Origin of the sequence: Marinospirillum perlucidum (genome assembly GCF_003336805.1) — a bacterium.
In the GTDB taxonomy this organism is placed as follows: Bacteria; Pseudomonadota; Gammaproteobacteria; order Pseudomonadales; family Halomonadaceae; genus Marinospirillum; species Marinospirillum perlucidum.
Genome location: NZ_QFWJ01000010.1, coordinates 74,041 through 92,896 on the forward strand (window position 1 = coordinate 74,041; position 18,856 = coordinate 92,896).

Annotated in this window: 24 protein-coding genes; 17 read left to right on the plus strand and 7 right to left on the minus strand. The window is 53.3% G+C overall.

The annotated features are described in order from the left end of the window. Window positions 1-94: 94 nt before the first annotated feature. From lptB to DFK18_RS12095, 5 genes are read right to left on the minus strand one after another with little or no spacing between them, the layout of a single operon-like run. Window positions 95-823, minus strand: a complete 729-nt coding sequence (gene lptB, locus DFK18_RS12075; RefSeq protein WP_114418520.1) for an LPS export ABC transporter ATP-binding protein — start codon at window positions 821-823, stop codon at window positions 95-97. A gap of 2 nt (window positions 824-825) precedes the next feature. Next, window positions 826-1,368, minus strand: a complete 543-nt coding sequence (gene lptA, locus DFK18_RS12080; RefSeq protein ID WP_114418521.1) for a lipopolysaccharide transport periplasmic protein LptA — start codon at window positions 1,366-1,368, stop codon at window positions 826-828. Further along, the gene (gene lptC / locus DFK18_RS12085; RefSeq protein WP_114418522.1) at window positions 1,365-2,000 is read right to left on the minus strand and encodes an LPS export ABC transporter periplasmic protein LptC; all 636 of its coding nucleotides are present in this window, start codon (window positions 1,998-2,000) and stop codon (window positions 1,365-1,367) included. The genes lptA and lptC overlap by 4 nt, the downstream gene beginning before the upstream one ends. Window positions 2,001-2,005: 5 nt before the next feature. Then, complete coding sequence (locus tag DFK18_RS12090) at window positions 2,006-2,545, minus strand: KdsC family phosphatase (RefSeq protein ID WP_114418523.1); 540 nt, start codon at window positions 2,543-2,545, stop codon at window positions 2,006-2,008. Window positions 2,546-2,567: 22 nt separating this feature from the next. After that, on the minus strand, window positions 2,568-3,539 hold the full coding sequence (locus tag DFK18_RS12095) for a KpsF/GutQ family sugar-phosphate isomerase (protein ID WP_114418524.1): 972 nt from the start codon (window positions 3,537-3,539) through the stop codon (window positions 2,568-2,570). Window positions 3,540-3,660: 121 nt separating this feature from the next. Between DFK18_RS12095 and DFK18_RS12100 the strand changes: the two genes are divergently transcribed. From DFK18_RS12100 to hisD, 9 genes are all read left to right on the plus strand, one after another. After that, window positions 3,661-4,467, plus strand: a complete 807-nt coding sequence (locus DFK18_RS12100; RefSeq protein WP_114418525.1) for an ABC transporter ATP-binding protein — start codon at window positions 3,661-3,663, stop codon at window positions 4,465-4,467. Continuing rightward, on the plus strand, window positions 4,460-5,242 hold the full coding sequence (mlaE, locus tag DFK18_RS12105; protein ID WP_114418526.1) for a lipid asymmetry maintenance ABC transporter permease subunit MlaE: 783 nt from the start codon (window positions 4,460-4,462) through the stop codon (window positions 5,240-5,242). Before DFK18_RS12100 ends, mlaE begins: the two co-directional genes overlap by 8 nt. A 15-nt stretch (window positions 5,243-5,257) precedes the next feature. Further along, complete coding sequence (gene mlaD / locus DFK18_RS12110; protein ID WP_114418527.1) at window positions 5,258-5,722, plus strand: outer membrane lipid asymmetry maintenance protein MlaD; 465 nt, start codon at window positions 5,258-5,260, stop codon at window positions 5,720-5,722. A 2-nt stretch (window positions 5,723-5,724) separates the two neighbouring features. Further along, window positions 5,725-6,363, plus strand: a complete 639-nt coding sequence (locus DFK18_RS12115) for an MlaC/ttg2D family ABC transporter substrate-binding protein (RefSeq protein WP_114418528.1) — start codon at window positions 5,725-5,727, stop codon at window positions 6,361-6,363. Next, a complete protein-coding gene (locus tag DFK18_RS12120; protein ID WP_114418529.1) occupies window positions 6,360-6,650 on the plus strand; it encodes an STAS domain-containing protein in 291 nt (96 codons plus the stop codon). The genes DFK18_RS12115 and DFK18_RS12120 overlap by 4 nt, the downstream gene beginning before the upstream one ends. A gap of 110 nt (window positions 6,651-6,760) precedes the next feature. Next, window positions 6,761-7,021 (plus strand): BolA family protein, encoded by a 261-nt coding sequence (locus DFK18_RS12125; protein WP_114418530.1) that lies wholly within the window; start codon window positions 6,761-6,763, stop codon window positions 7,019-7,021. An 8-nt stretch (window positions 7,022-7,029) separates the two neighbouring features. Continuing rightward, window positions 7,030-8,292 (plus strand): UDP-N-acetylglucosamine 1-carboxyvinyltransferase, encoded by a 1,263-nt coding sequence (murA, locus tag DFK18_RS12130; protein WP_114418531.1) that lies wholly within the window; start codon window positions 7,030-7,032, stop codon window positions 8,290-8,292. Between the two features lie 22 nt (window positions 8,293-8,314). After that, window positions 8,315-8,959, plus strand: coding sequence for an ATP phosphoribosyltransferase (hisG, locus tag DFK18_RS12135; RefSeq protein WP_114418532.1), 645 nt, complete (start codon window positions 8,315-8,317; stop codon window positions 8,957-8,959). A 2-nt stretch (window positions 8,960-8,961) separates the two neighbouring features. Next, window positions 8,962-10,269 carry a histidinol dehydrogenase gene (hisD, locus tag DFK18_RS12140; protein WP_114418533.1) on the plus strand — a complete coding sequence of 436 codons (1,308 nt, stop codon included), beginning with the start codon at window positions 8,962-8,964 and terminating at the stop codon, window positions 10,267-10,269. 90 nt (window positions 10,270-10,359) lie between these two features. On the opposite strand, the gene DFK18_RS12145 is transcribed toward hisD, so the two are convergent. Further along, entirely contained in the window at window positions 10,360-11,529 is a 1,170-nt protein-coding gene (locus DFK18_RS12145) for a trypsin-like peptidase domain-containing protein (protein WP_114418534.1), read from the minus strand. Between the two features lie 108 nt (window positions 11,530-11,637). Here DFK18_RS12145 and DFK18_RS12150 point away from each other — a divergent pair, with 108 nt between their 5' ends. Next, entirely contained in the window at window positions 11,638-12,396 is a 759-nt protein-coding gene (locus DFK18_RS12150; protein ID WP_114418535.1) for a Nif3-like dinuclear metal center hexameric protein, read from the plus strand. 26 nt (window positions 12,397-12,422) lie between these two features. On the opposite strand, the gene DFK18_RS12155 is transcribed toward DFK18_RS12150, so the two are convergent. Next, complete coding sequence (locus DFK18_RS12155; RefSeq protein ID WP_162299775.1) at window positions 12,423-12,896, minus strand: Z-ring associated ZapG family protein; 474 nt, start codon at window positions 12,894-12,896, stop codon at window positions 12,423-12,425. A gap of 195 nt (window positions 12,897-13,091) precedes the next feature. On the opposite strand from DFK18_RS12155, the gene zapE reads away from it, so the two are divergent. The 7 genes from zapE to DFK18_RS12190 all read left to right on the plus strand — a co-directional run bounded on the left by zapE (window position 13,092) and on the right by DFK18_RS12190 (window position 18,853). Beyond that, window positions 13,092-14,180 carry a cell division protein ZapE gene (gene zapE / locus DFK18_RS12160; RefSeq protein WP_114418537.1) on the plus strand — a complete coding sequence of 363 codons (1,089 nt, stop codon included), beginning with the start codon at window positions 13,092-13,094 and terminating at the stop codon, window positions 14,178-14,180. Window positions 14,181-14,406: 226 nt separating this feature from the next. Further along, window positions 14,407-14,835 carry a 50S ribosomal protein L13 gene (gene rplM, locus DFK18_RS12165; RefSeq protein WP_114418538.1) on the plus strand — a complete coding sequence of 143 codons (429 nt, stop codon included), beginning with the start codon at window positions 14,407-14,409 and terminating at the stop codon, window positions 14,833-14,835. Between the two features lie 13 nt (window positions 14,836-14,848). Further along, window positions 14,849-15,241 carry a 30S ribosomal protein S9 gene (rpsI, locus tag DFK18_RS12170; RefSeq protein ID WP_114418539.1) on the plus strand — a complete coding sequence of 131 codons (393 nt, stop codon included), beginning with the start codon at window positions 14,849-14,851 and terminating at the stop codon, window positions 15,239-15,241. A 222-nt stretch (window positions 15,242-15,463) separates the two neighbouring features. Next, a complete protein-coding gene (gene petA / locus DFK18_RS12175; protein WP_114418540.1) occupies window positions 15,464-16,066 on the plus strand; it encodes a ubiquinol-cytochrome c reductase iron-sulfur subunit in 603 nt (200 codons plus the stop codon). After that, window positions 16,066-17,325, plus strand: a complete 1,260-nt coding sequence (locus DFK18_RS12180; RefSeq protein WP_114418541.1) for a cytochrome b — start codon at window positions 16,066-16,068, stop codon at window positions 17,323-17,325. The genes petA and DFK18_RS12180 overlap by 1 nt, the downstream gene beginning before the upstream one ends. After that, entirely contained in the window at window positions 17,325-18,095 is a 771-nt protein-coding gene (locus tag DFK18_RS12185; protein ID WP_114418542.1) for a cytochrome c1, read from the plus strand. The genes DFK18_RS12180 and DFK18_RS12185 overlap by 1 nt, the downstream gene beginning before the upstream one ends. Before the next feature lie 131 nt (window positions 18,096-18,226). After that, window positions 18,227-18,853 carry a glutathione S-transferase N-terminal domain-containing protein gene (locus tag DFK18_RS12190; RefSeq protein ID WP_114418543.1) on the plus strand — a complete coding sequence of 209 codons (627 nt, stop codon included), beginning with the start codon at window positions 18,227-18,229 and terminating at the stop codon, window positions 18,851-18,853. The last annotated feature ends 3 nt before the right edge of the window (window positions 18,854-18,856 follow it).

Below are 18,856 nucleotides of genomic sequence, written 5' to 3' on the forward strand. Positions count from 1 at the left end.
TGACATACACTAACGACCACTGTTTAAAACTGGTTAATGGATGGCAAGAGGTTTTTGCTTATCAGCAAATACTGTGCCATTACCTGTCCTCTCTTTATATCTTAAATTGCTCGCCGAGGTAAACCCTTCTGACATCCGGATGCGATAAAATGGTTTGATCATCGCCCTGGGCAATGATGCTGCCTTCGCTGACGATATAGGCTCTTTCGCAAATTTCCAGGGTTTCGCGAACGTTATGGTCAGTAATCAGGACACCGATGTTGCGTTGTTGCAGCTGGCGCACGATCCCCATGATTTCGGCCACGGAGATGGGATCAACCCCGGCGAAGGGTTCATCGAGAAGGATGAAATCGGGTTCTGTGGCCAGGGCGCGGGCGATTTCCACCCGGCGTCTTTCCCCGCCGGACAGGCTCATGCCCTTGTTTTTGCGAATATGGGTGATGGAAAATTCTTCCAGCAGTTCTTCCAGCAGTTCCTGGCGTCGCCGGGAGGTGAGTTCCTTGCGTAACTCGAGAATGGCGCGAATATTGTCTTCCACACTGAGCTTGCGGAAAACCGAGGCCTCCTGGGGCAGGTAACCCAGACCGGCCTGGGCCCGGCCATGCATGGGCAGGCGGGTGATATCTTCCTCATCCAGCAGGATCTGGCCCCCATCAGCCTTGACCAGCCCCACAATCATGTAGAAGGAGGTGGTCTTGCCGGCACCATTGGGGCCAAGCAGACCAACGATTTCACCCTGTTTTACTTCCAGGGAAATGTCCTTGACGACCTGACGTTTCTTGTAACTCTTTTGCAGATGGCGGGCAGCCAGGGTTTTGGCCATGGTTATTCCTCTTCCGCATTGGTTTTGGGGGTGAGTATGACTTCAACCCGCGGAGGGTTTTCGCTCTCTGACTCTGCTTGCTCGGCGACCAGATCCTGGGTCGTCAGGTAGTAGGTTAAACGGTGCCCCTGGAAGATATCTTCACCCTGCTGGAGACGAGCCTGGCCTGTGAGCACCACCTTTTCTTCGCCGGGATGATAATCTACCTGTCTGGCCCAGGCTTCAACCTGGGGTTTATTGGGGTCAGGCAGATCGCGCATGTAAGCACGGCCATCCGGGGTTTCGGCAATGGCCTGACTCAGGCTGCCGTCTTCACTGCGGTAGAGCGTCACCCGCTCGGCGGTGAGCAGCAACTCACCCTGGCTGGCTTCCACGCCACCCTGATAAACCCCTTGCTGGCTCTGGTTGTCCCATTCCATTCTGGCTGCAGTAACCTTGATGGGGAGGTTTCTGTCTTCAGGCAGGGCGAGAAGGCCGCTGCTGAAAAGTCCGAGGCTGGCCAGCAAAAACAAGTTTCGAGCCTGGGTAAATAACGGGGTTTTCATGGTGAATCCTGTGGTTGGCGAAGGCTGGTACGCGGGTAGTACAGGGTTTGCACGTCTTCCAGTAGCTGGATGCGGCCGCTGTCGAGTTCAGCCAGCAGCCCCTGGCCGCGGGTGGTGTTGTTGCTGCCCTGCATCAGGACTTCATCCTGGGTATGGGCCAGGTCTTCCTGGCTGTTGAGCCAGAGCCGTTGGGTCAGAAATTCCGGGGTTGCCGGATTCTCCGGTTCCTGAGGTTGCAAACGAACCTCTTGCCGCAAGAGCAGTTGTTGATTCTGCATGAGTTCGCCGACTTGGGCAGTTAAGCGCCAGTGATCGCCCTGAGCTGTCCAGTGGTCAACCTGCAGGTTTTCCGCTTCTGCCAGTTCTTCTTCCGGATAGTGAGTTACCACTTCGGCATGCAGGGTCTGGTAATGGCGGCCTTGTTCGTCAAAGCGTTGGACGCGGGCCTTTTCCAGGTAGTAGTCCGGTTCTCCATGGGTTTGCGGCAGTGGAGTGATCGGGCTGGGCTGGGAAGTGTCTCCCAACCAGGCCAGCCAACCACCGAGAGCCACCAGAGCCAGCAGTGCAAAAAATTTGCGGCTGCTGGATTGCCGCAGAAAAACACCTGTGGACTGCAAGGGAGTCTTTAGCATCGGCGTTACTGGTTGTAGAGATAATGGTTGATGCAAGCCTGCCAGTTGCCCTGGGCGGTCATGATCAGATCGGTTAGTTCTCTGACAGCGCCCTGACCACCACTTCTCAGGGTGGTGTAATCACTGTGTTGTTGAATATAGTCGGGCGCATTGGCAACTGTGGCACCCAGGCCGGATTTGCGGATCGCGGCCAGGTCGGGGAGATCATCCCCGCAGTAGCTCACCTGTTCCCAGCTGTAACCACCTTCTTCAACCAGTTGGGTCAGGGCCGCCAATTTGTCATCCCGTCCTTGAAAGACGCGTTCAATTTTCAGTGCCTTGGCTCTTTGGCTGACCTGGGCTGAGGTGCGCCCGGTAATAATGGCCACTTCTACACCACTGGCCTGGAGCAATTTGATGCCCAGCCCGTCTTGGGTGTTAAAGGTTTTGGTTTCACTGCCATCAACATGAAAATAGAGGCTGCCGTCGGTAAGAACGCCATCAACATCCAAGGCCAGCAGGCGTAGAGGGCGTAGTTTTTCTAGTAGGGCGTTGGATAAATCCATAACATCTCGCTAATAATCGGGTTTAAATCACACCGGCTTTCAAAAGGTCGTGCATATTCAGAGCACCAACGACCTGTTGTTTTGTATCCGTAACCGGCAGAGCATTGATCTGGTTTTCTTCCATCAGATGCACAGCTTCTGCAGCCAGAAGTTCGGGGCTGATAGTTTTGCCACCCCGGGTCATGACTTGGGTCACCTGGAGGTCGTGAAAGTTCACCTCCTGATCCAGGGTGCGTCTCAGGTCGCCGTCAGTATAAACGCCCAAAAGCTTTTGGTGTTCATCCAGGATACAGGTAAAACCCAGTCCCTTGCGGGTCATTTCCAGCAAAGCCTCGCGGAGGCTGGCTGAGGCCTGAACCCTGGGGATGGCCTCACCCTTGTGCATGATATCGGCTACTCTCAACAGCAGGCGGCGACCCAGGCTGCCACCCGGATGCGAGCGGGCGAAATCATCCGGCCCGAAGCCGCGTGCTTCCAGCAGGGCAATGGCCAGAGCATCACCCAAGACCAGCGCCGCGGTAGTGCTGGAGGTGGGGGCCAGGTTCAGGGGGCAGGCCTCACGCGTGATGCTGGCATTCAGATGTAGATCCGCTTCTTTGGCCAGAGTTGAATCCGGCGCCCCCGTGATACTGATGACCGGGATGGCCAGACGTTTTAATTGGGGCAGGAGTGAAGTGACTTCCTGGGTTTCGCCAGAATTAGAAAGGGCGACCACCAGATCGTTACGGGTCACCATGCCCAGGTCGCCATGGCTGGCTTCACCAGGATGCATGAAAAAGGAAGGGGTGCCCGTGCTGGCAAGGGTAGCAGCGATCTTGTTACCGATATGGCCGGATTTGCCCATCCCGGTCACGATAACACGCCCGTTGCAGTTTAAAATCAGCTCGCAAGCTTTACTGAATTCTGTGTTCAGATGCTGGCTCACTTCCTCCAGGGCTTCCATTTCCAGTTGCAGGGTTCGCTGGGCACTGGCCAGGTAATCAGTTGCTGTCATAAGTCGGCTTAAAAACTCCACAAAAGGATCGAGAGGCGCAGGATAAAGGCGGACTTGTATTAGCGCCAGGTTATCTTTAGATTATACCTTCTTTTAATCTGGGTTCGTAGTTGAGTGGCCTATGTCCGAAGACGTGGCGGTAGTAGATAACCTGCATTTTTCCCGTGGTGACAAGGTGATTTTTTCCGGCGTCAATCTGCGTTTGCAGCCTGGCCGGATTACTGCCGTGCTGGGCCCCAGTGGCACCGGGAAAACCACGCTCTTGCGATTGCTGGGCGGCCAGCTACAACCCGATCAAGGTAGTGTGCGGGTTTTTGGGCAGGAAGTGAGTCGTCTGGATCGCAAAAAGCTCTTTGCCCTGAGGCGAAGAATGGGAATGCTGTTTCAATCCGGTGCTCTATTCACTGACATGAACGTTTATGACAACGTTGCCTTCCCCTTGCGTGAGCATACCCATCTGCCTGAATCCCTGTTGAGGGATCTGGTTCTGTTGAAACTGGAAGCGGTGGGTCTGCGAGGTGCCCGCGATCTGATGCCTGCCCAGCTTTCCGGCGGCATGACCCGTCGGGTTGCTCTGGCCAGAGCGATAGCCCTCGATCCCGAGCTGCTAATGTATGATGAGCCCTTTGTCGGTCAGGACCCAATTTCCATGGGGGTTTTGGTGCAGTTGATCAAACGCTTGAACCAGGCTTTGGGGCTGACCTCCGTGATCGTTTCCCACGATATTGCCGAAACCCTTTCCATTGCTGATTATGCTTACATCCTTTCGGGCGGGCAGGTGATAGCCGAAGGCACTCCCCAACAACTCGAAGCCAGTGAACAAGCCGAAGTGCACCAGTTTGTTGCTGGTCTTCCCGATGGTCCCGTGCCCTTTCATTATCCGGCAAAAGGTCTGGAACAGGATCTTCTGGGAGGGGGCGATGCTTGACTGGCTAGCTCGCCTGGGACGTCCGGTTATTCACTTGCTGGCGGCCCTGGGTCGCTCTGTAATTTTTCTTTTCCAATCCCTGGCCGGGTGGCCCAGATCCTATAAGGCAGTGCAACTCTGGATGCGCCAGGTTTATTCCGTGGGTGTCCTGTCGCTGATTATTATTCTGGTTTCCGGTCTTTTTATCGGTATGGTGTTGGCGCTCCAAGGCTACACCATCCTGGTGGACTTTGGTGCCGAGCAGGCATTGGGACAGATGGTAGCCTTGAGTCTGACCCGTGAGTTGGCCCCCGTGGTGGCGGCACTTCTATTTGCCGGACGGGCTGGTTCGGCCCTCACTGCTGAAATTGGTTTGATGAAAGCCACCGAGCAGCTTTCCAGTATGGAGATGATCGGGGTCGACCCCTTGAAGCGAATTGTCGCGCCGCGCCTTTTGGCCGGTTTTTTTGCCCTGCCGCTGTTATCGATTATTTTTACCATGATCGGTATTGGCGGTGGCTGGCTGGTGGGGGTTGACTGGCTGGGTGTGGATGCCGGTGCCTTCTGGAGCAATATGCAAGCCTCTGTGGATTTTCAGGCCGACGTCTTGAATGGTTTTATCAAAAGTCTGGTCTTTGCCTGGGTGGTGACCTGGATCGCCGTGTTTCAGGGATATGATCTGGTGCCGACTTCAGAAGGCATCAGTCGTGCCACTACCAAAACGGTAGTCTATTCATCGCTGGCGGTTCTGGGTCTGGATTTTATTCTGACCGCTTTGATGTTCAGTAATCTTTAACCAAGGAGTCGAGGCATGCAAAATCAGCGCAGGATGGAGGTGGCCGTGGGAGCCTTTATGCTCCTGGGTGTTCTGGCACTGGTATTTATGGCGTTGAAAGTCAGTGGCCTGGCCTGGGAAACCTCTAACAAAACCTTTCAGGTTGAAGCCTATTTTGGGGATATCGGCGGGCTAAAGGAAAGATCCAAGGTGACTCTGGCCGGGGTCACCGTGGGTCGGGTTGCCCGTATCGAACTGGACCAGCAGTGGTTTGAAGCCCGCGTGCTTCTGGAGTTGGATGAATCCCTGCAGGGCAAACTGAGCAAGGATACCGCTGCCGCCATTCAGACGGCTGGTCTGCTGGGTGATAACTACATCAGTCTGACACCGGGGATCGAGGAAGCCACTCTGGCTGCAGGCGACACCCTGAGGGATACCCAGTCGGCACTGATTCTGGAAGATTTGATTAATCAATTTATAACCCGCTCGACTCAGGATTAACCATGTACCGATTGCTTGTTGTTTTTCTGCTGTTTCTACTCCTGCCTTTCAATCTTCATGCTGAAGAAGAATCGCCTGCCTATCAGTTGGTTGCACGTGGCCTGGACGAGGTCACCGAGGTTTTTGAAAACAATCGGGACACCTACGCCACCGATCCTGAAGCTTTTTATCAGCGGCTTGCTGCCAGTTTGGAGCCCTATGTCGATTTTCGCTATATCTCGGCAAGGGTTATGGGTGGGCGCTACTTTCGCGCGGCCAGCCCTCAGCAGCGCTCTGACTTTGCCAGGGTGTTTCAAAAGACGCTGGTGGAAACCTTTGGTCAGGGCTTGATGAATTTCGATTACCAGGAATTTGATCTGGTATACCGGCCCACTCCGGATCGTCATGAGAACCAGGATACTGTGGAACTGGAGGTGGTGGCGGAGGATGGTACCCGCTATCCACTGGTATTCACTTTGAGAAACAAGGATGATCAGTGGCAGATTATTAATCTGATCGTTAACGGCATTAATCTGGGGTTGACCTTCAATAGTCAGTTCGATCAGGCCATGCGCGACCAGCAGCGGGATTTTGATCAGGTAATTGCCAACTGGTCGCCGGATCAAGCCCTGGATGATATTGATGAAGGGGAGGCTGAGTGAGTGCGCAGCTGGTTTCCCGAACCAGTCAGACCTGGTCAGTGACGGGGGAAGTCGATTTTGATCAGGCCCAGGAGTGGGTGGAAGGTTTTCAACCCCAGACTGGAGAGGAATATCGTCTTGAGTTGAGCAAAGCGAAAGCTAATGCCGCTTTACTCCTGGTTCTCCTGGGCTGGCTGCGCAAGGCGCGGCGGACCCGTGCACACCTGCTTCTCCAGCAGCCCGAAGAGGCACTGCTGCGGTTAATCTCTCTCAGTGGTTTGGACGCATTTTTCGATCTGGAAGAATAGCATTCGGATACGAATTGAAGGTGTGCCTCCACCGCTGATTTCGGTTATCATGCCGATCAAAATTCTTTTGTCAGCATCCACTGACGGGTGCCTACCCACGAGGAAAGTCCATGCAAGCACAAGAGCTGAAAGAGCTTCTCGAAAGCCGTTTACCCCAGTGTGAATTTATTGTTAATGGTGATGACGGCCAGCATTTTCAGGTGATTGCCATCAGTGAAGTCTTCGCTGACATTAAAATGCCGGTTAAAAAGCAACAATTGGTCATGTCTGAACTTAGCGAAGAAATTGCCAGCAATCAGGTGCATGCCGTTGCCCTGAAAACCTATACCCCGGATGAATGGGCCCAGGTTAAAGATCTGCAGGTAGGATAAGTTCTGACATGGATAAACTGATTATTCAGGGGGGCAAACCCCTTGATGGTGAGGTATGGATTTCCGGTGCCAAAAACTCGGCGCTTCCCATTCTGGCAGCCAGTCTGCTGGTCAAGGGCCCGGTGTCGATTGGCAATCTGCCTCATCTGCATGATATTACCACCATGATAGAGCTTCTCGGTGGTATGGGCGTTCGGGCTGTCGTCGATGAAAAGATGTCGCTTGAGCTGGATGCCGGTCATTTGAACAATTGTGTTGCCCCCTATGAGCTGGTGAAAACCATGCGTGCCTCCATTCTGGTTTTGGGGCCGCTGATGGCTTGTTATGGCAAGGCAGAAGTCTCTCTGCCCGGTGGCTGCGCCATCGGTAGCCGCCCTGTCAATCTGCATATCAATGGTTTGCGTCAAATGGGCGCCGATATTCGTGTCGAGGAAGGCTATATCCGCGGTGAGCTCAAGGGTCGCCTTCAGGGTGCACGTATTGTCTTTGATACCGTGACAGTGACGGGCACTGAAAACCTGATGATGGCCGCCACCCTGGCTGAAGGCACTACGGTACTGGAAAATGCTGCCAGAGAGCCGGAAGTTGTTGATTTGGCTGAGTTCCTCAATGCTATGGGGGCCAAGATTACTGGTCAGGGCACTGATACCATCACTATCGAAGGGGTGGAAAAGCTTCAGGGTTGTCATTTTGACGTTATTTCTGACCGTATTGAAGCAGGTAGCTTTTTGGTGGCTGCCGCTGCTACCCGAGGACGAGTAAGAGTTAAGCGTACGCGCCCCGATATTCTTGATGCTGTTCTGGCCAAGCTGGAAGAAGCCGGTGGCAAGGTCACCACGGGTCCTGATTGGATTGAGCTGGACATGCAGGGTCAACGGCCCAAGGCTGTCAGCATCAAAACTTCACCCTATCCTGGTTTTCCAACCGATATGCAGGCTCAATTCATGGCCATGAATGCCGTGGCCGAGGGCACGGGAACAGTGATAGAAACCATCTTCGAAAACCGCTTTATGCACGTCCAGGAAATGCATCGCATGGGTGCCGATATTCAGGTTGAAGGCAATACGGCAATCATCAAGGGATGCGAGCGTTTGACCGGTGCCCCGGTGATGGCCACTGATTTGCGAGCTTCGGCCAGCCTGGTGATAGCAGCCCTGGTAGCCGAAGGCGAAACCCTGGTGGACCGCATTTACCATATTGATCGGGGTTATGAGTGCATTGAAGAAAAGCTGATGCTTTTGGGTGCCAAGATCCGGCGCGTCGCCCACTAGAAGAACTGATTTGAGAGATACCATGCCGCAAAGTTTAACCCTGGCTCTTTCCAAGGGTCGTATTCTGGACGATACCCTGCCCCTGCTGGCCGCAGCAGGCATCGAGCCTGCCGAAGACATCAAGAAGAGCCGCAAACTGGTTTTTGATACCAATCTGCCCGGAGTCCGCCTCTTGGTGATCCGGGCAACGGATGTTCCCACCTATGTCGAACTGGGTGCTGCTGATCTGGGTGTATCCGGCAAGGATGTCCTCATGGAGCATGGCGAGGATGGCATGTATGAGCCTCTGGACCTGGAAATTGCTGCCTGCCGCCTGATGACTGCCCGTATCAAGGGTGCCAAGGTGCCGGAAGGGCGTCGCCGAGTGGCTACCAAGTTTGTCGGCATTGCCAAGAAATGGTACGCCGAACAGGGCATTCAGGTCGATTTGATCAAGCTCTATGGCGGTATGGAACTGGCTCCCCTGATGGGGCTGGCGGATGAGATCGTCGATATCGTTGATACCGGTAATACCCTGAGAGCCAATGGTCTGGAGCCTTGCGAAGCCATTGCTGATATTTCCTCGCGTCTGGTGGTCAACCAGGCTTCCATGAAAATGAAATACCGGCAAATCCAACCGTTGCTGGAGCGTCTCCAGGCGGCTGTTCAATCCAAGCAGGAGGCCTGAAGATGTCTCAAGCAATCAAGCTGCGTCAGTTGAATGCGCAAGCTGAAGGTTTTGATCGGGAGCTGGATCAACTACTGGCCTGGGAAGGGGTTTCCAGCCAGGAAGTACAAAGCTCGGTGGATTCGATTATTGCTCAAGTGCGTAGCGGTGGTGATGCTGCTGTACTCGAGCTGACCCAGAAATTTGATCGCCACCCGGCTAGCCATTTTGAAGAGCTGGAAGTGTCTCAGGAGCAGTTGCGGGAAGCTTTCGAGAGCCTGCCTGCTGCACGTAGACAGGCTTTGGAGGCGGCGGCCAAGCGGGTCACTGCTTACCATGAAAAACAGAAGCAGGGTTCCTGGGAATACACTGAAGCGGACGGAACGCGTCTGGGCCAGCAGGTTAAACCCTTGGATCGTGTTGGCGTTTACGTACCGGGTGGTAAGGCAGCCTATCCTTCATCCGTGCTGATGAATGCCTTGCCGGCCAAGGTGGCCGGTGTTGAAGAGATTATCATGGTTGCGCCTGCTCCAGGTGGTGAACTGAACCCCCTGGTTCTGGGAGCTGCTTGGCTGGCTGGCGTTACCCGGGTGTTTGCCCTGGGTGGTGCCCAGGCGGTGGCTGCCCTGGCTTACGGCACGGAAACCGTTCCTGCAGTCGATAAGATCGTGGGGCCGGGTAACATTTTTGTGGCTACCGCCAAGCGGGCTGTTTTTGGCAAGGTGGGTATCGACATGATTGCCGGGCCTTCGGAAATCCTGGTGGTCAGTGATGGTCAAACCGATCCCGACTGGATTGCCATGGATCTCTTTTCCCAGGCCGAGCATGATGAGGATGCGCAATCCTTGCTGGTCAGTTGGGATGAGAAGCACCTGCAAGCGGTTGAAGCCAGTATCCGCAAGCTGCTGCCAGAAATGGATCGGGCCGAGATTATTCGCACTTCCCTGCAAGAAAGAGGGGCTTTAATCCAGGTGGAGGATGAAAAACAGGCGCTGGAGCTGATTAACCGTATTGCTCCCGAGCACCTGGAATTGTCGGTGGCTGATCCTGATGCCTGGCTTCCCGGGATTCGCCATGCCGGTGCCATCTTTATGGGGCGCTATACTGCCGAAGCGGTAGGTGATTACTGTGCTGGCCCCAATCACGTCTTACCGACATCGGGCACCGCACGCTTCTCTTCACCGCTGGGTGTTTACGACTTCCAGAAGCGTTCTTCCCTGATTTTCTGTTCGCCCGAAGGGGCCAGTGAATTGGGGCAGATTGCTGGCGAGCTGGCTGATGGTGAAGCCCTGACGGCTCATGCTCAATCAGCTCGCTATCGAGTGCGTTAAGCCAGCTTTTTTTACCAAGCCTAGAGAGCTCCAGTCTGCTACCCATCCGGGGAGCAGCTGGTGTCCCAGCTTTTCTCTGAATACTGCTTCTTAGCGCCCTGGGTTCTGTGGCGGACGCTGCTCGATAACGGCGCGGACGCGTAGGCTCTCACCCTCACGTAACAGCTGCAGACTCACTTCAGAGCCGGGTTCCAGTTCAGCAATTCGGTTGAGGGCCTGGCGAGTCGAATCCAGGGGCTCGCCATTAATGCGTTGCAGCAGGTCTGCAGGCTGGACGCCAGCCTGGTGAGCCGGACCATTACGCAGGATGCCCGCGACAATAACCCCCTGCTCATTACCCAGTTGCAAAGAATCGGACAAGCCCGGGGTCAGATCCTGCAGATCCACACCCAGCCAACCGCGTACGACATAGCCGTGGTTAATCAGATCCAGCATGATTTCCCGGGCAAGATTGGAGGGGATGGCAAAGCCGATGCCCTGAGAGCCGCCGGAACGACTGAAAATGGCGGTATTGATGCCCAGAAGCTGGCCATAGGGATTGATCAAAGCGCCACCTGAGTTGCCCGGGTTAATGGCGGCATCCGTCTGGATGAAATCTTCATAGATGTTGATGCCCAGACTGTTACGACCCAGAGCACTCACAATCCCCTGGGTAACGGTCTGCCCGACTCCAAAAGGGTTGCCAATGGCCAGAACCACGTCACCGACTTCCAGAGTATCAGACGAGGCCAGTCCGATAGCAGGCAGGTTGTCCAGTTCGATTTTGAGGACGGCCAGGTCGGATTCAGCATCGCTGCCGATAATCTTGGCAAAGGCCTCGCGACCATCACGCAAGGCAACGCGGATTTCATCGGCATCACGCACCACATGGTGATTGGTCAGCAGGTAGCCTTCGCTGTTGACGATAACACCCGAACCCAGACTGGATTGCATGCGCTCCTGCCGCGGGCGTGCCTGCTGACCAAAAAAGCGACGGAAAAAGGGGTCGTCCAGCAGGGGGTGAGTCTGGTGCTCAATGATTTTAGTGGTATAGATGTTAACCACTGATGGAGCTGCTTGACGCACTGCGGCGGCATAGGAAACCGGCCCCTGCTGGCGAGCAACTAGCAGCGGCTCGCCCGCTTTGACTTCAGCCTGGGTGCCAGCCTGAGGGTCGGAGCTACCCTGACCGGTAAGTTGCGGGAAGAGCTGCAGGAGTAGCAAGCCAAGGACCAGTCCGGTCAGTAGGGGCCAGATAAGTGAAGGCTTCAGAAAACGCATGCCAAAGAATTCTCCAGTGAATGAGCTTGCCAAGGTTACTATAATTTTGCCTGGCTAGCTTGTATCTTAAAGCTGGATTTTTACAGGATATATTTGCAAGAGGTGATGATGAGCGTAAACCGCGATCAATTGATCAGGCTGCTGGATGAGCTGCTGAAAGTGGTAGATTTCAAGGATTATGCGCCCAATGGTTTACAAGTTGAGGGTCGATCCGAAATTACGCGGGTCATGACCGGAGTGACTGCCAGTCAGGCATTAGTCGATCGTGCTGTCGAATGGGGAGCTGATCTCCTGCTGGTTCACCATGGTTACTTCTGGAAAGGTGAGCCCTTGCCTCTAACCGGTATGAAAGGGCGAAGGGTGAAAACCCTGATGCAAAACGATATCAATCTGGTGGCCTATCACCTGCCACTGGATGCCCATCCGCAACTGGGCAATAACCAAAAACTGGCAGAAGTTTTGGGGTTGGAGGTAACGGGCGTCATGGACTCCCCTTCCTGGCCTCTGGGTTTGACGGGCCGCTTGCCCGAACCTCTTTCGGCTCAGGCCTTATCGGAGCTGGTGACAGAAAAACTCAAGCGTCCCCCCCTGCATCTGGCCGGTCACGAAAAGCCTATTCAAACACTGGCCTGGTGTACTGGATCAGCCGAAGGTGGCATTTATCGTGCCGCTGAGCTGGGTGTGGATGCCTACATCAGTGGTGAGGTTAGTGAGAAAACCCTGCACGAAGCCAGAGAGTTAGGCGTGGATTATTTCGCCTGTGGTCATCACGCTACCGAGCGTTATGGTGTGAAAGCTTTGGGCGAATGGATTGCCGAGCAGGAAGGGGTTGAGCAGGTGTTTGTTGATCTGGATAACCCGGTATAAACCGGGCTTCCAGGTATATAGCAGTATCAGCTGCGGGGTGGTTCAAAGACTTCCGGCTTGAGGCCGTAGTCTTCGGAGAGGGTGCCCCGGGCTGAGCCGGCCGCATAATCTCTAGGTGGTTCTACAGGTTGGTGGCTTGGCTGGGTCGCTGCTTCATGCAAGGCTTCCTCGGGTTGCAGGTCTTCGCTATCCCGTGAGCTGGTGAGGCGTTTGACGACCCCTTCGTCATCACACAAATGGCCCGCTTCACGACGAACCTGGTCTTCCAGTTCCTGCAGTTGCTTGTTAAGGCCTGAAAGGCCGTCACCCAGGCGTGAAAAGTGATCATTGACCCCTTCGCGTAACTGATTGACTTCCAGTTCGCGTTCAGTCAATTGATGGCGGATTTTAATGCTGTTGGCAACATTAGCATTCATCAGGTGGTAGGCCAGTGCGCCCAAGCCTGCCCCTAGAATGAAAGCGGTAATGATTAGAACCCATTGGGTGTCGGCAAAGTTCACAGGGTGCTCCTTATATTCCTCAAGGCTGGTTACCTTGGTCTTAACCTGCATTATATCGGTCGTGCCTGTTGGTTGGTCAAGGTTTACTAATCTACAACTTAAGCAGGAAGAGGGCGCTGGACATTTGGGAGAAGACGGTTGGGTGGCGTATAATCGCCGGATTTTCCGTCAGTAAACAGAATAAGGTGACCTCCTATGACTCCCATGGAGCGCTATGAGCAAGATCTGAAGCGGGATGACTTTAAGTCGGATCCGGCCCAGAGGCAGGCCGTTGAACACCTGCAGCGATTGCACGATGAGCTGGTTGCCCAGCAGCCAGCCAAGGAAGGTTTCCTGTCCCGCTTGCTAGGTTCCAAAAAGAAGGAGCCGGTTCGCGGTCTCTATTTCTGGGGGGGTGTGGGCCGAGGCAAGACCTATCTGGTGGACACCTTTTATGACACTCTGCCTTTTGAAGAAAAGTTGCGGACCCACTTTCACCGGTTTATGCAGCGGGTTCATGCCGAGCTGAAGAAGTTTGACGGCCAATCCGATCCCTTGAAACTGATTGCCCGTCAGTTGGCTGGTGAATTCCGTGTTCTTTGTCTGGATGAATTCTTCGTTAAGGATATTACCGATGCCATGCTGCTGGGTAATCTTATGGATGCGCTGTTCAGTGAAGGGGTAACTCTGGTCACGACCTCCAACATCGAACCGGATGGGCTCTACAAGGATGGCCTGCAGAGAGCGCGCTTCCTGCCAGCCATCGACCTGCTGAAGAAGTATACCCTGGTGGTTAATGTCGATAGTGGTGTGGATTATCGTCTGAGGGCCTTGAGTCAGGCTGAGATTTATCACTGGCCACTGGATGAGCAGGCTGATGCCAGTCTGACCCGCAGTTTTGAAAGTGTCGTCATGGTTGAAGGTGAAAGGGATCAGCCTATTGAAATCAATGGTCGTAATATCACTGCCAGACGTTGTCATGACAATGTCGCCTGGTTTGATTTCTATGAGTTGTGCGACGGGCCGCGTAGCCAATACGACTATATAGAGCTATCCAAGATTTTTCACACGGTTCTTCTGTCCAATGTGCCTCAGTTGGGTCGTGAAAAAGATGATCAAACGCGCCGCTTTATTAATCTGATCGACGAGTTTTATGATCGTAACGTCAAGGTGATCGTGTCGGCCGAAGTCTCCATTGATGATCTTTACACGGGTGGCAACCTGAGTTTCGAGATAGAACGAACCAAGAGCCGACTGCTGGAAATGCAGTCGCATGAATATTTGGGTCGGGAGCATAAACCCTAGCAGTCACGCTGAGATTAAAAGTATTCCCAGTTACTCGGCGGCTTGTCAGTTGGGGAAAGAATAGGTTAGAATCCGCGCTCCTGAATTTCAGAAGAAGTTCAGATGACGCCGTTACGCTCAGTCAATTGAGTGTAACCCAATAAAAATAGGTAATGATCAGTGCGATCTGGTGCCGGCTGGTAAGTCGGTAATCAAGTCGAGAAGATCCTACTGAGGCAGTAGTTCAATGAAAACATTTTCAGCAAAACCGGAAAGCGTAAAGCGCGACTGGTATGTGGTTGATGCCACAGACAAAACCCTCGGTCGTCTGGCAACCGAGTTGGCTCGTCGCCTGCGCGGTAAGCACAAGCCAGAATACACTCCCCACGTTGACACCGGCGATTACCTGGTTGTCATCAACGCCGAAAAGGTACAGGTGACCGGCAAGAAAGCTAAGAACAAGCTTTACTACCGTCACTCAGGCTTCCCTGGCGGCATCAAGCAGATGTCCTTCGAGAAGCTGATTGACCATGCGCCTGAGCGTGTCATTCAGGGTGCGGTCAAGGGCATGCTGCCCAAGGGTCCTTTGGGTCGTGCCATGCTGGCAAAACTCAAGGTCTATGCCGGTGCGGAGCATCCTCATGCCGCCCAGCAACCGCAATCTCTGAACATCTAACGGAAGGGTCGTCATGTCTGCTAACCAAAACTACGGCACCGGCCGTCGTAAAACTTCAACTGCCCGCGTTTTTCTGAAGCCTGGCAGCGGTAAAATTTCAATCAATGGTTCCAGTCTGCAGGATTACTTTGGTCGCGAAACCTCGCGCATGGTAGTTATGCAGCCACTTGAACTGACCGACAATGTCGAAAAATTCGATCTGCACATTACTGTTAGCGGTGGTGGTGCCAGTGGTCAGGCTGGGGCAATTCGTCACGGGATTACCCGTGCGCTGATGGATTACGATGAGAACCTGCGTTCAGATCTGCGCGCTGCGGGCTATGTTACCCGTGATGCACGTATGGTTGAGCGTAAGAAAGTGGGTCTGCGTAAAGCACGTAAGCGTCCACAGTACTCCAAGCGTTAATTTCTGGGCTGGCTCTGGCCAACCACAAAAAACGCCTGGCCACTGTTGGTTAGGCGTTTTTTTTTGCTGCGACATTAAGTCCTACCACTAATTCACTACTGTTTATAAGGTTGGCTTTCTTGTTTTGCGCAGCTGTTTTTTTTAACATTAGAGCTATTTAGAAATGGTTCAGGCTGCATTTCGTTGCCTGGATAGACTGTTTGTAGATGGGGAGAACCTTCAATGAGTAATGATGGCGTGAACAAGGGGCGGCGACGCTTCCTCGTGGGTGCGACATCCGTCGTCGGGGCGGTTGGCGCAGTCGGGGTGGCAGTACCTTTCGTTGCCTCCTGGAAACCCAGTGCAAGGGCTCGCGCTGCGGGCGCACCGGCCACTGCGGATATTTCCAAACTGGAGCCAGGTCAACAGATGACTGTTGAGTGGCGTGGCAAGCCAGTGTGGATTGTCCACCGCACGGAAGAAATGCTGGCTAATCTGTCTCAGGTAGAAGATCGTGTTAGCGATCCAACCTCGACAGGTCGTAGCGCACTTCAGCAACCAGCCTATGCACAAAATGAGCACCGCTCAAGAGATCCCAAGTATCTGGTCGTAATCGGTATTTGTACTCACCTGGGCTGCTCGCCAACCTACCGTCCGGAAGTGGCTCCCAGCGATTTGGGTGAAAACTGGATGGGTGGTTTCTTCTGTCCTTGTCACGGTTCGCGCTTTGACCTGGCTGGACGGGTTTATAGTGGTGTGCCGGCACCGACCAACTTGGAAGTGCCTCCATACAGCTACGAAAACGAAACTACAATAATTGTTGGTGTCGATGAGGAGAACGCCTGATGGGTAACCCGAATCGCGCAAAGGCTGAAAAGGGATTGATGCGGTGGATTGATGACCGCTTCCCCGCAACCCAGATGTGGGAAGATCATCTCAGTAAGTATTATGCGCCAAAAAACTTCAACTTCTGGTATTTCTTTGGTTCTCTTGCCCTGTTGGTCCTGGTGAATCAGATCCTGACCGGTATCTGGCTGACCATGAGCTTCAACCCTTCTGCTGAAGGTGCTTTCCGTTCTGTTGAATACATCATGCGTGATGTGGAACTGGGCTGGCTGATCCGCTATATGCACACCACGGGTGCTTCTGCCTTCTTCGTGGTGGTCTACCTGCATATGCTGCGTGGCATGATGTATGGCTCCTACCAAAAACCCCGTGAGCTGATCTGGATTTTTGGTATGACCATCTACCTGGCGCTGATGGCAGAAGCCTTCATGGGTTACCTGCTGCCTTGGGGTCAAATGTCCTATTGGGGTGCCCAGGTTATTATCTCCTTGTTCGGTGCCATTCCCTTTATTGGTCCTGATCTGGCCGAGTGGGTCCGTGGTGACTACCTGATTTCCGGTATTACCCTGAACCGCTTCTTCGCCCTGCACGTGGTAGCCCTGCCCATCGTTATTCTGGGTCTGGTTGTCCTGCATATTCTTGCTCTGCACGAAGTGGGTTCCAACAACCCTGATGGTGTGGAAATCAAGAAGAATCTGGACGAGAACGGTATTCCCAAAGACGGCATTCCTTTCCACCCTTACTACACTGTCAAAGACATTGTGGGCGTGGCGGTCTTCCTGTTTGTTTTCTGTATCGTTCTTTTCTACTTCCCAGAAATGGGCGGTTACTTTATCGAAGCACCCAACTTTGAGCCTGCGAATCCGCTGAAAACACCGGATCACATTGCTCCTGTTTGGTACTTCACGCCTTTCTACGCCATTCTGCGTGCGATTAACTTCTCGCTCTTCGGTCTGGATGCCAAGTTCCTGGGTGTTGTGGCCATGGGTGCAGCGATTGCTATCCTCTTTGTCCTGCCCTGGCTGGATCGCAGTCCTGTGAAGTCTATCCGTTACAAGGGCTGGATGAGTAAGGTTGCTCTGATTCTGTTCTGCATCAGCTTTGTTGTTCTGGGTGTGCTGGGTGTATTGCCTGCTACTGATGGTCGTACCATCGTTGCTCAGATCGCAACAGCAATCTACTTCCTCTACTTCCTTCTGATGCCTTTCTACACCAGAATCGAGAAGTGTAAACCAGTTCCAGAAAGGGTGACCGGCTAATGAAAAAGCAACTCGCAGCATTTTTGATTGCACTCATGCCTACCCTGTCGATGGCAGCGGGGGGCGCTAACGTTCACCTGGACTCTATGGAGCCTGATCTCTATAACTACGAGTCCCTGCAAAAGGGTGCACGTCTGTTCGTAAACTACTGCATGGGCTGTCACACGGCAGAGCATCAGCGTTTTGCTCGCACTGCGGAAGACCTGGGGATTCCCCAGGACGTGATCGAGGAAAACCTGATCCTGAGCCCTCAGCTGGCCTACAATGATCTGATGATCAATGGTATGACGGCTGAAGATGGTGAATCCTGGTTTGGTACTGCACCACCCGACCTGAGTCTGATGGCGCGTCTGAGAAGCCCTGAGTATATCTATACTTTCCTGCGCAGCTTCTACCTGGATGATGCCAAGGCCTGGGGCGTGAACAACACCGTGTTTGCTGATGTGGGGATGCCGCACGTGCTGTCCGATCTGCAGGGTGAATACGAGCTGGTTTGCGATCCTAACCACCTGGAGGTTCGTGTTGAAGATCCTCTGCGTGGTAAGGTAACCAATCCACGTGACTGCTTCCGTCAGGTTGAGACAGGTAGCCTGTCACCTGCAGAGTATGATCAGGCCATCTACGACCTGACCAACTTCATGGTCTATGTGGCTGAACCCAGCAAGTATCAGAGCAATAGCCTGGCACCCAAAGTACTGCTGTTCATCTTCGTCTTCTTTATCTTTGCGTATCTGCTGAAGAAAGAATACTGGCGTGATGTTAAGCACTAAGCCAAGCGGTTTGCTTGAGTGTAATAATAATTAAAACTTGCCAAAAAGCGTGCGGTTAACCGTACGCTTTTTGCTATTTCTGGCCCTGAAGCGTTATAGTAATGGGCTACTTGTAGAGCGAGGAATTATAAATGGGCGTTGTTAGCAAGCGTTCTTCCATGACTTACTTCTCAGATGGCACTGATCATTACAGTCATCGTGTACGTATAGTTCTTGCGGAGAAGGGTGTAACTGTTGATTTGCTGGATATCAACCCCAATAACAAACCGGAAGAATTGGCTGATTTGAATCCTTACAACAGTCTGCCGACTCTTTTGGACAGGGATCTGGTCTTGTATGAATCCAAGGTAATGATGGAATACCTGGATGAGCGTTTTCCTCACCCGCCTCTTCTGCCTGTTTATCCAGTTGCCAGGGCGCAAAGCCGTCTCTGGGTTCACCGTATCGAGCGTGAATGGTGTCCCTTGGTGGATACCCTGGTTAATGAAGAAGGCAGCAAGAAAGCAGATAAAGCCCGCAAGGAACTGCGTGAAAGTATTATAGGTGTAGCCCCTATTTTTGTTGACCTGCCTTTTTTCATGAGTGATGAATTCAGTCTGGTTGACTGCTGTGTTTTACCGATTCTGTGGCGTCTGCCCCACTTTGGCATAGAATTACCCGAAAAACAGGTTCAGCCTTTGATGGACTACATGGAAAAATGCTTCTCCCGGGATGGTTTTCTAGCCAGTCTTTCTGAAGCTGAACGTGAAATGCGTTAAGCA

Bases quoted from the DNA above. Each gene is read 5' to 3' on its own strand.
- DFK18_RS12180 (WP_114418541.1), top strand. From the start codon at position 16,066: ATGGGTAACCCGAATCGCGCAAAGGCTGAAAAGGGATTGATGCGGTGG.
- hisD (WP_114418533.1), top strand. From the start codon at position 8,962: ATGTCTCAAGCAATCAAGCTGCGTCAGTTGAATGCGCAAGCTGAAGGT.
- DFK18_RS12100 (WP_114418525.1), top strand. From the start codon at position 3,661: ATGTCCGAAGACGTGGCGGTAGTAGATAACCTGCATTTTTCCCGTGGT.
- rplM (WP_114418538.1), top strand. From the start codon at position 14,407: ATGAAAACATTTTCAGCAAAACCGGAAAGCGTAAAGCGCGACTGGTAT.
- lptA (WP_114418521.1), bottom strand. From the start codon at position 1,368: ATGAAAACCCCGTTATTTACCCAGGCTCGAAACTTGTTTTTGCTGGCC.
- DFK18_RS12190 (WP_114418543.1), top strand. From the start codon at position 18,227: ATGGGCGTTGTTAGCAAGCGTTCTTCCATGACTTACTTCTCAGATGGC.
- hisG (WP_114418532.1), top strand. From the start codon at position 8,315: ATGCCGCAAAGTTTAACCCTGGCTCTTTCCAAGGGTCGTATTCTGGAC.
- DFK18_RS12095 (WP_114418524.1), bottom strand. From the start codon at position 3,539: ATGACAGCAACTGATTACCTGGCCAGTGCCCAGCGAACCCTGCAACTG.
- DFK18_RS12125 (WP_114418530.1), top strand. From the start codon at position 6,761: ATGCAAGCACAAGAGCTGAAAGAGCTTCTCGAAAGCCGTTTACCCCAG.
- DFK18_RS12090 (WP_114418523.1), bottom strand. From the start codon at position 2,545: ATGGATTTATCCAACGCCCTACTAGAAAAACTACGCCCTCTACGCCTG.
- mlaD (WP_114418527.1), top strand. From the start codon at position 5,258: ATGCAAAATCAGCGCAGGATGGAGGTGGCCGTGGGAGCCTTTATGCTC.
- zapE (WP_114418537.1), top strand. From the start codon at position 13,092: ATGACTCCCATGGAGCGCTATGAGCAAGATCTGAAGCGGGATGACTTT.
- lptB (WP_114418520.1), bottom strand. From the start codon at position 823: ATGGCCAAAACCCTGGCTGCCCGCCATCTGCAAAAGAGTTACAAGAAA.
- DFK18_RS12145 (WP_114418534.1), bottom strand. From the start codon at position 11,529: ATGCGTTTTCTGAAGCCTTCACTTATCTGGCCCCTACTGACCGGACTG.
- petA (WP_114418540.1), top strand. From the start codon at position 15,464: ATGAGTAATGATGGCGTGAACAAGGGGCGGCGACGCTTCCTCGTGGGT.
- DFK18_RS12150 (WP_114418535.1), top strand. From the start codon at position 11,638: ATGAGCGTAAACCGCGATCAATTGATCAGGCTGCTGGATGAGCTGCTG.
- DFK18_RS12185 (WP_114418542.1), top strand. From the start codon at position 17,325: ATGAAAAAGCAACTCGCAGCATTTTTGATTGCACTCATGCCTACCCTG.
- lptC (WP_114418522.1), bottom strand. From the start codon at position 2,000: ATGCTAAAGACTCCCTTGCAGTCCACAGGTGTTTTTCTGCGGCAATCC.
- rpsI (WP_114418539.1), top strand. From the start codon at position 14,849: ATGTCTGCTAACCAAAACTACGGCACCGGCCGTCGTAAAACTTCAACT.
- mlaE (WP_114418526.1), top strand. From the start codon at position 4,460: ATGCTTGACTGGCTAGCTCGCCTGGGACGTCCGGTTATTCACTTGCTG.
- DFK18_RS12115 (WP_114418528.1), top strand. From the start codon at position 5,725: ATGTACCGATTGCTTGTTGTTTTTCTGCTGTTTCTACTCCTGCCTTTC.
- murA (WP_114418531.1), top strand. From the start codon at position 7,030: ATGGATAAACTGATTATTCAGGGGGGCAAACCCCTTGATGGTGAGGTA.